Consider the following 11,461-nt stretch of genomic DNA (forward strand, 5'->3'; position numbering starts at 1 on the left):
GGACCCGTCGGGGGGGATAATCCCCCCCGAACCCCCGTATACCTGAACAGATACGGCAATTCTTCCGATGAAGCCCGCGCGATTTTACCGTATAGTCGAGAATTTCAACCCGTCGCACAGGCTTTGGAGAATGTCATGCCCGTCTTGCCTGCCATGGAATCCTGGATACTGGTGGTCGCGGGAGGGCTGCTGGCCCTCTTCGGGATCTACAAGATCGTGGCCAACAGCTTTTCGCTCTTTTTCTGGGTACTGCTGGTCGCGGTAGGCATGTCCGGAGTCAGCTACGGCCTCAAACACGACAGTGTGGTCCTCTCCGCCGACACCTTCTCCCAGGGACTGCTCGGTCAGCTCAAGGAGACCTTGGAACCCGGACGGGAACTCTCCCGCCAGTCACTGGAAAAGCTCTGCCTCTCCCTGGCCGCCGAACCCAAACCCGCCACCACGGCCCCGGCGGCGGCCAAAGTCAGCGGCAAACCGGCTCCCGGCGGGCATAACCCATGAGCCTGACCGCTTCGATCCGCGCCATCCACAACCGTATGATCGCCGCCTGCCAACGCTGCCAGCGGGATCCCGACAACGTGCGACTGGTAGCTGTCACCAAAACCCTGCCCGCCTCGGTGGTCGCCGAAGCGGTGGCCTGCGGACTGCGCCTCTTCGGCGAAAACCGCGTGCAGGAGGCCCGCGACAAAATCGCCGAACTGGCGAACCCCGCCCTGGAATGGCATCTGATCGGCACCCTGCAACGCAACAAGGCCAGGGAGGCCGCAGCCTTGTTCAACATGGTCCATAGTGTGGATTCCATCCCCCTGGCCCAGGAGCTGCACCGTTGCGTGGTCGCGTCGGGCAGGGCAACGCCGCTGCCGATACTGCTGCAGGTCAATGTCGGCGGGGAGAGCCAAAAGCACGGCTTCGCCACGATGGAGGTCGCAGCGGCGGTCACGGCGGTGCGCGCCCTCTCCGGGCTCGATCTGCGGGGTCTGATGACCGTGCCCCCGTATCTGGAAGAGAGCGAAGCGGTGCGTCCCCATTTCCGGGAGCTGGCTCGGCTGGCCCGCCGTCTGGAGCAGGAGACACCGGGTTTGCGTCTTGCGGAACTCTCCATGGGCATGAGCCACGATTTTGAAGTCGCCATCGAGGAGGGCGCCACCCTGATCCGGGTGGGCAGCGCCCTTTTCGGGGCACGACATTATCCATGAGAGAGTTGCAAAGTGATAATATAATTTTGACTTTCAATATGTTATCTTCTAAGTATCAAAAAAAGGAAATGTTCTATATTTTGACTTGTTTCTTGAGCCCCTTGCAAAACCGCGAAGCAATGGGTCTTGATGATCTTAACAACAAACAAAACGTCAAAGGATAGAACATTTCCTTTTTTTGATACTTAAAAGATAACATATTGAACGTCAAAAGATTTAAAATATATTTCCGCTTGGCGGCGGGAGTTTTACAATTGGCTCCATAACGCCGCAGGGAGTACGATCCATGGAAACCGCTCTTCCCCCCGATACCACCATCGCTTTCAGCGGCGGCGGCAACATGGCCGCCGCCCTGATCCAGGGGTTGATGCGCCGTGGCGTCTCCACCCATCATCTGCGGGTGGCCGAACCCAACGGAGAACGGCGTCGGGAGTTGACTGCCCTGTGCCCCGGACTGCTGCCGTTGACGGACAACCACACCCTGCTGCAAAGCCACATCGATCTGCTGGTGCTGGCGGTCAAACCCGGTGTGGTGCCGATGGTGCTGCAGGAGATCCGGCAGAGTCTGCAACCGCAAACCGTGGTCCTCTCCATCGCCGCCGGGGTGACTTTGGCGCAGATGGGGGCCCTGCTGCCCGAAGGACAACCCTTGCTGCGGGCCATGCCCAATACGCCGGCGCTGGTGGGGGCGGGCATCACCGGACTGGTGGCGGCTGCCACGGTGACGGCTCCCCAGATCGCCCTGGCCAAAAGCGTTCTGGATGCTTGCGGCGAAACCCTGATTCTGGGGCAGGAGTCCCTGCTGGATGCGGTCACCGCCCTCTCGGGGTCGGGTCCGGCCTATGTCTTTCTGATGGCGGAGGCCCTTTCCGACGGTGGGGTGGCTTGTGGTCTGCCGCGCAATGTGGCCGACCGGCTGGCCATTCAGACGCTGCTGGGTTCCGCCCGGTTGATGGATGAGAGTGGCAAGCATCCCGGTGAACTCAAAAACCAGGTCACCTCGCCCGGCGGCACCACCATTGCCGGGTTGTTGCGTCTGGAACAGGCGGGGGTGCGGGGGGCTTTGATGGAGGCGGTAATGGCCGCCTGGAAGCGGGCAGGGGAACTCCGTTGACTTGCACTATTTATCCTTTAAGTATCAAAAAAAGAAAATGTTCTATCCTTTGACTTTGAATTTGTACTAATAAAATATAAATTTTTTGATGTGCGCTTATGTAATGAACAACAGACACGTCAAAAGACAGAACATTTTCTTTTTTTGATACTTAAAAGATAAATATTAAAAGTCCAAAGAAAGGAATCCCTCCATGGGCCTCTTCGCCTCCATCGCCACAATCCTCAACTTCGTCCTGGAACTGCTCTCCTGGATGGTGGTGATCCGGGTATTGCTCTCCTGGGTCAACCCCGATCCCTACAACCCCCTGGTCCAGTTCCTGGTACGCACCACCGATCCGTTGTTGCGCCCCCTGCAACGCCTGCTGCCCACCCTGGGCGGCCTCGACTTCTCCCCCATCGTGGCCCTGCTCCTGCTCGCCCTGGCCAAACGTATCCTGGTCGCCCTCTCCACCGGCCTCTCCACCGGCGGAGCCATGCTGATGCTGGTCAACGAACTGTTCATCGTCGTCCACCTGCTCATCACTTTCTACCTGATACTTTTTCTGGTGCGCAGCGGCCTCAACCTCTGGTCCTGGATCTCCTTCCGCCGCGGTCAACCCGCCGCCATCAACCTCTACAACCCCTGGGTGCGCTTCATCTTCCAGGCCACCGAACCCGTACTGCGCCGTCTGCGCCCCTCCATCCCCACCCTGGGCGGCATGGATTTGACCCCGTTTCTGGCCGTCATCCTGACCATCTTTCTGCTGGGACTGCTGCAAAACGGCATGGAGCTGCTCATGACCCCCGCCAGCAGCGCCATCGATCCCCCCTCTTTCATGCCATGAGCAACGCCGCCACCTCCTGGTGGCGCACGGAGCAGGGCGATCTCCTCCTGGAAATCCATGTGGCGCCGCGCGCCTCCCGTGAAACCATTCTCGGCCTGCGCCACGGACGTCTGGGCGTCGCCCTGACCGCCCCTCCCGTGGAAGGCGCCGCCAACAAGGCGTTGATCGCCTATCTGGCCAAACAACTCGGCATCGCCAAAAGCGCGGTGATCATCGTGCAGGGGGAACAGGGACGGGACAAGCGGGTGCGCCTGCAACAGGTGGCGCCGCAACGGTTTACGCAGTTTTGTCGGACGTGGCAACTGCCGGATGGACCCTGACCCCTCCGGCAGGACGCCGGAGGGACGGGGAGAAAACAGAGACTACAGGGCCGATTCCACCCATTCGTACAGCTTCGACTTGGGCATGGCGCCAATCTTGGAGGCATCGATCTTGCCACCCTTGAAAAGCATCAGCGTGGGAATGCCACGCACGCCGTAACGACCCGGTGTACCGGGATTCTGGTCGATGTTGATCTTGGCCACGATGAGGCGCCCCTGATAATCCTCCGCCAGGGAGTCCAGGAACGGAGCCACCTGCTTGCAGGGCGCGCACCACTCCGCCCAGAAATCCACCAATACCGGCAGTTTGGCCTGCAATACCTCTTCTTCGAACCGGTCGTCGGATGTCTGCAGGATATGTTGGCTCATGAACGAAATCTCCCTATCTGGCTGACGGCTTTTACCTTCTCCAAAACCGTGAATTCTAGGCAATGCTCCGCTTTCCTGTCAAGTCGGCGGAATGGGATCTGTGCGCCTTTTCCCATGGCCAATTGACACGGCGCTCCACTTTGCCTATAAAGAGGCCCATCGGGCGCGGTTAGCTCAGTGGATAGAGCGTTGGCCTCCGGAGCCAAAGGTCACAGGTTCAAGTCCTGTACCGCGCGCCACTCTCGATATCGGATCCCTCGAAACGGCGATGACACTGCCTTCCGCCCCGCCGTCCCGGCCTCATCCGCATCTTCTGCCACATGTCCTGCTCGTCCACCACACCCATTTTCCCGACATTCACGGCGGCATCGACGCCATGCTGCACACCCTGGCGGCATCGCTGCAGGCCTCCTGTCGCGTCTCCTTCTTCATTCCGGGCGGCTGGAACGACAAGAACCTCTCGCAACAGCGCCACGGCGAGGTCGATCTCTTCACCCTGCGTCTGCGCATGCCCATCGACCGTCATCCCGTAAGGGGTTTCCTGGGCTGGCTGGTCGAATTCCCCCGCACCCTCCTCACCCTGCGGCGTCTGCTGCGCCGGGAAGGCGTCGATCTCATCCATCTGCACACCCTGCAATCCTACGACTTCTATTTCCTGCTGCTCGCCCTGCTGGGCGCTCCTCCCTGCCTGATCACCTTTCACGGCACCGATCTGGTGAAATTCACCAAACGCAAAGGCTGGCTGGCCTGGATGGAGCGTCGCTGCCTGCGGCGCGCCCGTTACCTGGTAACGGTCTCTCCCGCTCTGGAACGGCTGGCACGCGAACATTTCCCCGGTCGCGCGGTGCGCTGCATCCCCAACGGCACGCCGCCTCCCGTGCCCGCCCCCCTTCCCGTCGGGATGGCGCTTCCCGAACGGTTCTGCCTCATGGTGGGCTGGATCGAGCCGGTCAAGGGGGTGGATATCGCCGTGGCGGCCTGGAGCCGGGTGTTGGCGCAGCAACCGGAGTTGCATCTTCTGCTGGTCGGGGATACCGGCACCATGCCCGAATACGCCACCCCCCTGCGGGAAGAGGTCGTCAAACGCGGCCTGTCGGAACGCATCCACTTTCCGGGAGTGCTGCCCCGTCCGGTCTGGCAGGCCATGGCCCGGCGGGCGCTGGCCCTGCTGATGCCCTCCCGCAGCGAAGGCACCCCCTACACCTTTCTGGAAGCCGGCGCCCTGGGCATGACGGTGATCGCTTCCGATATCGACGCTTTTCGGGATCTGCTGGAACCGGGAAAAGAGGGGCTGCTGACCAGAACGGAGGATGCGTCCGCCCTGGCGGATGCGGTGCTGTGGGTGGCCGACCATCCCGAAACCGCACGGGAGATGGGAGGAGCCCTGGCCACGAAGATCGCCTCCCGCTTCAGCGCGGAGGCCATGGCCAGGGCCTATCTGGAACTCTACCGGGAGATGTCTCAGTAGCGGATCTGCTTGACCTCCAATACGTTGGTCACCTGTCCCAACCGCTGCATCACCTCTGCGGGAATCTCCTCGTCGACGTTGATGAAGGCGATGGCCCGCCCGCCGATGGCGGTGCGCCCCAGATGGAAGTTGGCGATATTGATGCCCGCATCACCCAGAATGGTGCCCACGCGCCCGATGAGACCCGGCGCATCCCGGTTGGACACCAGCAGCAGGTTGCCCTCGGGAGTGGCCTCGATGGGAATGTCGTTCATGGCCACGATACGGGGCTGCTGACCATTGAACAGCGTGCCGGAGATGCAGCGGTCCCGATCATCGGTGGAAAGCCCCACGGTGATCAACGAGGTGAAGCCCTTCTGTTGGCGTTTCTGACTGCTCACCACCACCTCGATGCCCCGTTCCTGGGCGATGATGGGGGCATTCACCAGATTGACCCCTTCTTCCAGCATGGGACCGAGCAGGCTTTTGAGGATGGTGGCGGTAATCGGTTTCTGGTTCAGGGCGGAGACCTCCCCCTCGTAGGTGATGATCAGCCGCTTGACGCCGGCGTCGGTCAACTGGCCCAGGGTGGTGCCCAGCTTGTCGGCCAGATTGAGGTAGGGACGCAGCGTCGGCAGCTCCTCTTCGCTGACGGAAGGGATGTTGAGGGCATTCTGGATGGTGCCCTTCAGCAGGAAGTCGGCAATCTGCTGCGCCACCTGGGTGGCCACGTTGACCTGCGCCTCCTGGGTGGAAGCGCCCAGATGGGGGGTGAAGACCACGTTTTCCAGCTCGAAGAGCTTGTGTTCCCTGGCCGGTTCCACCTCCAGGACATCGAGTCCGGCGGCGAAGACCTTGCCCGATTTCAGCGCATCGTAGAGGGCGTCCTCGTCGATGATGCCGCCACGGGCGCAGTTGACCACCAGCACCCCGTTCTTCATCCTGGAAAAGGCCTCGGCATTGACCAGATGGCGGGTGGTGGGGGTCAGGGGCGTATGCACGGTCAGCACGTCGATGCGGGGCCAGAACTCCTCCAGGCTGGGGGCCAGCTCGATGCCCATGTCTTCCGCCCGCTGCTTGCTGATGAAGGGGTCATAGGCCAGAACGTGCATCTTCAGCCCCAGACAGCGTTCCACCACCAGTGCGCCGATATTGCCGGTGCCGATGATGCCCAGGGTCTTGCGGAACAGCTCTTTGCCCATGAAACGGTTCTTTTCCCATTTGCCGGCCCTGGTGGAGGCGGTGGCCGCCGGCATGTGGCGGGCGGCGGAGAGCATGAGGGCGATGGTGTGTTCCGCCGTGGTCACCGTATTGCCGAAGGGGGTGTTCATCACGATGATGCCCCGTTTGGTGGCGGCGGGCAGGTCCACGTTGTCCACGCCGATGCCCGCCCGGCCGATCACCTTCAACCGGGTGGCCGCCTCGATCAGTTCGGCGGTCATGCGGGTGGCGGAACGGATGGCCACTCCGTCGAACTCCGGCAGCACGGCTTTCAACTCTTCGGGAGAGAGACCGGGACGGACCACCGCTTCGATGCCCTGCTGACGCAGGATCTCTTCGGCCAGTGGCGACATTTTATCGGCGAGAAGGACTTTGTACATGGCGACGTTTCCTGTCCAGGAGGGCTTGAGGGTGCGGCACGATGGGGCAACGGGTAATGAACTAGCACAGCCCATGCCGCATGACAAGCGTCCGGCGCGCATTCTGGTGGTGGCGGGCTCCGATCCCGTGGCGGGAGCGGGTTTGCAGGCCGATCTGAAGACCGTCACCGCCCTGGGCGGCTACGCCATGACGGCGATCACCGCCATCACGGTGCAGGACACGGGGCGGGTTTGCCGGGTCGAGGCCCTGCCCGCCGAACTCGTGGGTCAACAGATGCGGGCCTGTCTGGAGGATATCGGCGCGGACGGCGTCAAACTGGGCATGCTGGCCAACCGCGCCATTGTGGAGGAGGTGTGTCGGGTGCTTGCCGACTGGCCGGGGCTTCCCGTGGTGGCCGATCCGGTGCTGGCGGGCACCGCCGGCGGCACGTTGCTGGAGGAGGCGGGTCTGTTGTTGTTCCGGGAGCGGCTGCTGCCCCGCGTCACCCTGCTGACCCCCAATCTGCGGGAGGCGGCGTTGTTGTCGGGACGGCCGGTCGACACCCTCGACGACATGGAACAGGCGGCACGGCGACTGGTGACTCTTGGGGCACGGGCCGTGCTGGTCACCGGAGGCCATCTGCCGGGGCCGACGGTCACGGACCTGCTCTGGGACGGAGAACGGGTACAACGCTTCGCCACGGCCCGTCTGACGGCCTCCGGGGGCTATCACGGCACCGGTTGCACCCTGGCGTCGGGGATTGCCACGGGAATGGGGCAGGGTTTGCCGTTGACGGAGGCCATTCTTCTGGCCGCAGAGTGGGTGCGACGCAATCTGCGCGGCAGTCTGGGGTGGGGCAAGGGGCAGCGGCTGTTGTGGCCGGGGTGAAAAGTTTCTCTTGCCAATTCCAGGTGTAACCTATAGAGTTACATCCGACGGTCGGCTTCGCGATCCGAACAGGAGATGACATGATCGGAAGCTTTATTCACAAGGGGTTGGAAGATTTCTTCTACGACGGGACCAAGAAAGGAGTCCCGCCTCAGCGAACACAAAAAATTGCCGATATTCTGGACCGCCTGGATGCCGCCAAGGAGATCAGGGACATGGATATTCCCGGATACCGCCTACATCCACTCAAAGGAGATCGAAAAGGAATCTGGGCCATTGATGTGGACCAAAACTGGCGAATCATTTTTCGATTCGACGATGGGAAAGCCTCTGATATCAATATGATCGACTATCACTAAATAGTTTTTCTCATATCTTAACCGTTTATTTAAAGGCCCTGATCATGCTCAATGCGAGGCCAAGACTTCGAAAACCCACCCACCCCGGAGGCCTGCTCAAGCGGCATCACATGGATCCGCTGGGGCTGACCGTCACCGAACTGGCCCACCGGGTGGGCGTCTCCCGAAAGACCATCTCGAAGATCGTCAACGAAAACGGCGCCATCACCGCCGACATGGCGCTTCGTCTGGCCATGGCCTTCAACACCACTCCGGAGCTTTGGCTGAATCTGCAAAACGCCGTCGACATCTGGGAAGCCAGACAGTCCGAAGAGTGGAAAAAAGTGCAACCCATCCCTCAAGAACCTCGTTTACCAACGACCCGGTAATCCATCGGGTCACCCCTTGCCCACGGGCACCGACTCAGGAAGCCATGAATCATGGATGAACCGGTCATCGCATCCAGTGGAAACATCTTCGCGGATCTCGGCTTTCCGCCGGATGAAGCCATGCTCCTGTCGATGCGTGCCGATCTCATGGCGGACTTGCGGCTCGTCATCACGCAGAAAGGGTGGACTCGGACAGAAGCCGCCAAGGTTCTCCGCATCACCCAGTCACGGGTTTCCGATCTGGTATGTGGTAAGTGGGCGAAATTCAGCTTGGACATGCTGGTGATGCTGGCCATCCGCGCCGGAATCCGGGTGGAAGTGCGGCATGCGGCTTGATGAGTATCTTTATTATAAAAGAATGATTAATAAAGTCAAAAGATAGAATACAAAGTCAAAAGACAGAACATTTTCTTTTTTTGATATTTAAAAGATTAAATATTGAAAGGCAGATCACCCCTTGCCCTCCGGCTCCTGCATCCAGAAGCAGTGGCCACCCGACTCCTTCTCCAGCAGCGCCAGAAACAAACGATGAGCCTCCTCCTCCTCCGGCAGAATCGCCCACTGCCGCGCCGGATAGACCTTGCGCCCCACACTCTCCCCCTTGCCGACCACCGGCGGGGGATCGTCCTTCAGATCCAACCGATACTGCCCCTCCCGCGTCAACGCGACATAGACTTCCGCCAGCAGATGGGCATCCAGCAGCGCCCCGTGCAGCACCCGGTTGGTATTGTCCACTCCGAGCCGACGACACAGCGCATCCAGACTGACGGTGGCCCCCGGAAAGCGTTTTTTGCCCAAGGTCACCGTATCGATGGCCCGGCTCATGGGCAGCGTCTCCCGCCCCGACCGGGTCAGCTCCATGTTGAGGAAACCCATGTCGAAGGCGGCGTTGTGGATCACCAGCGTCGACTCCCCCACAAAGGCCAGAAACTCCCCCGCCACCTGCTTGAACAGGGGGGCATCCGCCACCTTGGCGTCGGTAATGCCGTGAACGGCAGTGGCCTCCTTGGGAATGGGGCGCTCCGGATTGAGATACCACTGCCGCTGCTCCCCCTTGCGGCTGCCCAGCAACTCCACGCAGCCGATCTCCACGATGCGGTGTTCATCGGTGCCGAAACCGGTGGTTTCCGTATCCAGAACGATCAATCGGATGTCCATCGCGCCACGATCCTTTCCGCAGTCAGCTCCGCCTGACGCACACACTCCGCCACGGCGATGCCGTCCCGCCAGTTGGCCCGGGTCCACAGGCCGGGCAAGGCTTCCAGATGGCGGTCGATGGCGGCGATGCGTTGCAGATGGCCCAGGGTGTATTGGGGAATGGCCCGTTCGTAACGGGTGGGCGCCAGCAGGTGCGGCGCTCCCTGAATGCCCAGCAGATGCGCCATGTCGTCGACCACCCGCGCCGCCAGATCGGGGGTGGTCTCCGTGGGAAAGGCGGTATCCATGGCGCCGCCGATGAAGGCGGTGAGCAGGCAATGGCCCTCCGGGGCCCGACCCGGAAAGAGGCTGCTGGAAAAGAGGCCTCCCAGGCTGCGCACCCCCTCTTTGCGGGGAATGAGGAAACCAAAACCGTTCAGACTGTGCGCCACCTGGGCGCGGGCGTAACCCAACGCCACGGAAGCGATGGGCGCGTAGGGAATCCCCTCCAGCACGGCAGCCGCCTGGGGAGCCAGCTCCCGCAAGAGAAACGCCGCCTCCCGGGCGGGAACGGAGAGTACCAGTTGATCCCCCCGTTCGATGCCCCGCTCCACCCGGCCTTCCCAGTAGCATCGCCAGGGTTCGCCCCGTTCGTGGCGGCTCAATCGGGTGATGCGCAATCCCGTGCGCACACTGCCCGGCGGCAGGGCCCGGCTGATGGCGCGGGAGAGAAACTGCATGCCGCCATCGAACGAGACCAGTCGTCCCTTGGGCATGCCCGCTCCCTTGTTGACCTGACCCAGGGCCAGCGCCCCCTTCAGCAGGGAGCCGTATTCCGCCTCCAAAGCGTGAATGCGCGGCACGGCGGCACGCACCGACAGTTGACGCGGATCCCCGGCATAGACCCCGGAGATGAAGGGCTCGATGGCGTAGTCCAGAAACTCCTGCCCCAGACGACGGCGCACGAAAGAGGCGATGCTCTCTTCGTCCGCCGCCCGTCCGATGAAGGGTTCGGCCAGCAGGCGCAACTTGGCCCGCCAGGAAAAGAGAGAGGTGGTCAGAAAGGCGGGTGGCGACGCGGGCAGAGGCTGCAAACGTCCGTCGCGCACCACGTAGCGAATGGCTCCTGCGGTTGCCGCCTCCTGCAGCCGATCCTCCACACCCAGTCCGGCGAGCAGGCGTCCCAGGGCGTCTTCCGGGCGTTTGGGTTTTTGCAGTGTGGAGTTGGGGCCCTCTTCCACCCGGTAGCCGTTGCGCTCCCGGGTGCGAATGCTGCCGCCCGCCTCGGTCTCCCGCTCGAACAGACAGACCGGTATGCCGGCCCGATGCAGAAACCAGGCGGTACTCAGGCCGGAGATGCCGCCGCCGATGATGATGACTTTTTTTGGTGTGTCGTTCACTGAACCGCGCCCATCTTGGGATGTTGAGATCCGTGGCCTTTTCAGTCATGCGGGGGACCGGGGGGCTGGCCCCCCCGGCGGGGTTCGGGGCGGAGCCCCGAGGTGTTGACCTGGCCTTTGGCGGGTCGAAGCGCTGAAGGAAAGCGCACCAACCCGATCCCCCGCACGATCTTCGTAAACCCTTCGACCCGCCGGAGGGGGCAAGGGGAGGGCCTCATCCTCCCCATTTTTGAACTCACCACCAAGACACAGCCGGGGTTGTTCTGAAAAAATATTAAGTTATTCTTGAAAACCCGAACCATGGCGCATTGGCACGTTCAAGGATGGGGAGGATGAGGCCCTCCCCTTGCCCCCTCCGGGCGGGTCGAAGACGGAACAGGGTTTGGAGGCGGTTCGAGGTTGGGCATTTCTTCTTTGGGCTTCGACCCGCCAAAGGCCACGTCAAAACCTCGGGGC

The 11,461-nt window shown here is 61.8% G+C and carries 14 protein-coding genes and 1 tRNA gene; 11 read left to right on the plus strand and 4 right to left on the minus strand.

The annotated features are described in order from the left end of the window. Positions 1–135 precede the first annotated feature (135 nt). The 5 genes from HQL56_13995 (at position 136) to HQL56_14015 (ending at position 3,456) form a co-directional block, all read left to right on the plus strand. The gene (locus HQL56_13995; protein MBF0310631.1) at positions 136–501 is read left to right on the plus strand and encodes a hypothetical protein; all 366 of its coding nucleotides are present in this window, start codon (positions 136–138) and stop codon (positions 499–501) included. After that, positions 498–1,196, plus strand: a complete 699-nt coding sequence (locus HQL56_14000) for a YggS family pyridoxal phosphate-dependent enzyme (GenBank protein ID MBF0310632.1) — start codon at positions 498–500, stop codon at positions 1,194–1,196. The genes HQL56_13995 and HQL56_14000 overlap by 4 nt, the downstream gene beginning before the upstream one ends. A gap of 286 nt (positions 1,197–1,482) precedes the next feature. Then, a complete protein-coding gene (locus tag HQL56_14005) occupies positions 1,483–2,310 on the plus strand; it encodes a pyrroline-5-carboxylate reductase (protein MBF0310633.1) in 828 nt (275 codons plus the stop codon). Positions 2,311–2,503: 193 nt separating this feature from the next. After that, complete coding sequence (locus tag HQL56_14010) at positions 2,504–3,136, plus strand: YggT family protein (GenBank protein MBF0310634.1); 633 nt, start codon at positions 2,504–2,506, stop codon at positions 3,134–3,136. Continuing rightward, positions 3,133–3,456 (plus strand): YggU family protein, encoded by a 324-nt coding sequence (locus HQL56_14015; GenBank protein ID MBF0310635.1) that lies wholly within the window; start codon positions 3,133–3,135, stop codon positions 3,454–3,456. Before HQL56_14010 ends, HQL56_14015 begins: the two co-directional genes overlap by 4 nt. A 42-nt stretch (positions 3,457–3,498) precedes the next feature. Here HQL56_14015 and trxA read toward each other — a convergent pair whose 3' ends face one another. After that, positions 3,499–3,825 (minus strand): thioredoxin TrxA, encoded by a 327-nt coding sequence (gene trxA, locus HQL56_14020; protein ID MBF0310636.1) that lies wholly within the window; start codon positions 3,823–3,825, stop codon positions 3,499–3,501. Between the two features lie 163 nt (positions 3,826–3,988). Between trxA and HQL56_14025 the strand changes: the two genes are divergently transcribed. Both HQL56_14025 and HQL56_14030 read left to right on the plus strand, forming a co-directional pair. Continuing rightward, a tRNA-Arg gene (locus HQL56_14025) sits at positions 3,989–4,064 on the plus strand. 29 nt (positions 4,065–4,093) lie between these two features. After that, complete coding sequence (locus HQL56_14030; GenBank protein ID MBF0310637.1) at positions 4,094–5,293, plus strand: glycosyltransferase family 4 protein; 1,200 nt, start codon at positions 4,094–4,096, stop codon at positions 5,291–5,293. On the opposite strand, the gene HQL56_14035 is transcribed toward HQL56_14030, so the two are convergent. Next, the gene (locus HQL56_14035; protein MBF0310638.1) at positions 5,287–6,873 is read right to left on the minus strand and encodes a phosphoglycerate dehydrogenase; all 1,587 of its coding nucleotides are present in this window, start codon (positions 6,871–6,873) and stop codon (positions 5,287–5,289) included. The two genes, HQL56_14030 and HQL56_14035, sit on opposite strands and share 7 nt — an antisense overlap. Before the next feature lie 73 nt (positions 6,874–6,946). On the opposite strand from HQL56_14035, the gene thiD reads away from it, so the two are divergent. The 4 genes from thiD (at position 6,947) to HQL56_14055 (ending at position 8,804) form a co-directional block, all read left to right on the plus strand. Next, positions 6,947–7,741: a bifunctional hydroxymethylpyrimidine kinase/phosphomethylpyrimidine kinase gene (gene thiD, locus HQL56_14040; GenBank protein ID MBF0310639.1), complete on the plus strand. Its 795-nt coding sequence runs from the start codon at positions 6,947–6,949 to the stop codon at positions 7,739–7,741. Positions 7,742–7,821: 80 nt separating this feature from the next. Then, entirely contained in the window at positions 7,822–8,100 is a 279-nt protein-coding gene (locus tag HQL56_14045) for a type II toxin-antitoxin system RelE/ParE family toxin (GenBank protein MBF0310640.1), read from the plus strand. A 44-nt stretch (positions 8,101–8,144) separates the two neighbouring features. Then, positions 8,145–8,468: a HigA family addiction module antidote protein gene (locus HQL56_14050; protein MBF0310641.1), complete on the plus strand. Its 324-nt coding sequence runs from the start codon at positions 8,145–8,147 to the stop codon at positions 8,466–8,468. A gap of 51 nt (positions 8,469–8,519) precedes the next feature. Next, positions 8,520–8,804: an XRE family transcriptional regulator gene (locus HQL56_14055; protein ID MBF0310642.1), complete on the plus strand. Its 285-nt coding sequence runs from the start codon at positions 8,520–8,522 to the stop codon at positions 8,802–8,804. Positions 8,805–8,918: 114 nt separating this feature from the next. Here the strand turns inward: HQL56_14055 and dnaQ are convergent, their stop codons facing one another. Next, positions 8,919–9,620 (minus strand): DNA polymerase III subunit epsilon, encoded by a 702-nt coding sequence (gene dnaQ / locus HQL56_14060; GenBank protein MBF0310643.1) that lies wholly within the window; start codon positions 9,618–9,620, stop codon positions 8,919–8,921. After that, positions 9,611–11,005: a protoporphyrinogen oxidase gene (gene hemG, locus HQL56_14065; protein ID MBF0310644.1), complete on the minus strand. Its 1,395-nt coding sequence runs from the start codon at positions 11,003–11,005 to the stop codon at positions 9,611–9,613. Before hemG ends, dnaQ begins: the two co-directional genes overlap by 10 nt. Positions 11,006–11,461 lie beyond the last annotated feature (456 nt).

The organism is Magnetococcales bacterium, assembly GCA_015231925.1.
In the GTDB taxonomy this organism is placed as follows: Bacteria; Pseudomonadota; Magnetococcia; order Magnetococcales; family JADGAQ01; genus JADGAQ01.

Coding starts and splice junctions, on each gene's coding strand:
- HQL56_14000 (MBF0310632.1), top strand. CDS start 498: ATGAGCCTGACCGCTTCGATCCGCGCCATCCACAACCGTATGATCGCC.
- HQL56_14010 (MBF0310634.1), top strand. CDS start 2,504: ATGGGCCTCTTCGCCTCCATCGCCACAATCCTCAACTTCGTCCTGGAA.
- HQL56_13995 (MBF0310631.1), top strand. CDS start 136: ATGCCCGTCTTGCCTGCCATGGAATCCTGGATACTGGTGGTCGCGGGA.
- thiD (MBF0310639.1), top strand. CDS start 6,947: ATGCCGCATGACAAGCGTCCGGCGCGCATTCTGGTGGTGGCGGGCTCC.
- HQL56_14045 (MBF0310640.1), top strand. CDS start 7,822: ATGATCGGAAGCTTTATTCACAAGGGGTTGGAAGATTTCTTCTACGAC.
- trxA (MBF0310636.1), bottom strand. CDS start 3,825: ATGAGCCAACATATCCTGCAGACATCCGACGACCGGTTCGAAGAAGAG.
- HQL56_14005 (MBF0310633.1), top strand. CDS start 1,483: ATGGAAACCGCTCTTCCCCCCGATACCACCATCGCTTTCAGCGGCGGC.
- HQL56_14030 (MBF0310637.1), top strand. CDS start 4,094: ATGACACTGCCTTCCGCCCCGCCGTCCCGGCCTCATCCGCATCTTCTG.
- HQL56_14055 (MBF0310642.1), top strand. CDS start 8,520: ATGGATGAACCGGTCATCGCATCCAGTGGAAACATCTTCGCGGATCTC.
- HQL56_14050 (MBF0310641.1), top strand. CDS start 8,145: ATGCTCAATGCGAGGCCAAGACTTCGAAAACCCACCCACCCCGGAGGC.
- HQL56_14035 (MBF0310638.1), bottom strand. CDS start 6,873: ATGTACAAAGTCCTTCTCGCCGATAAAATGTCGCCACTGGCCGAAGAG.
- HQL56_14015 (MBF0310635.1), top strand. CDS start 3,133: ATGAGCAACGCCGCCACCTCCTGGTGGCGCACGGAGCAGGGCGATCTC.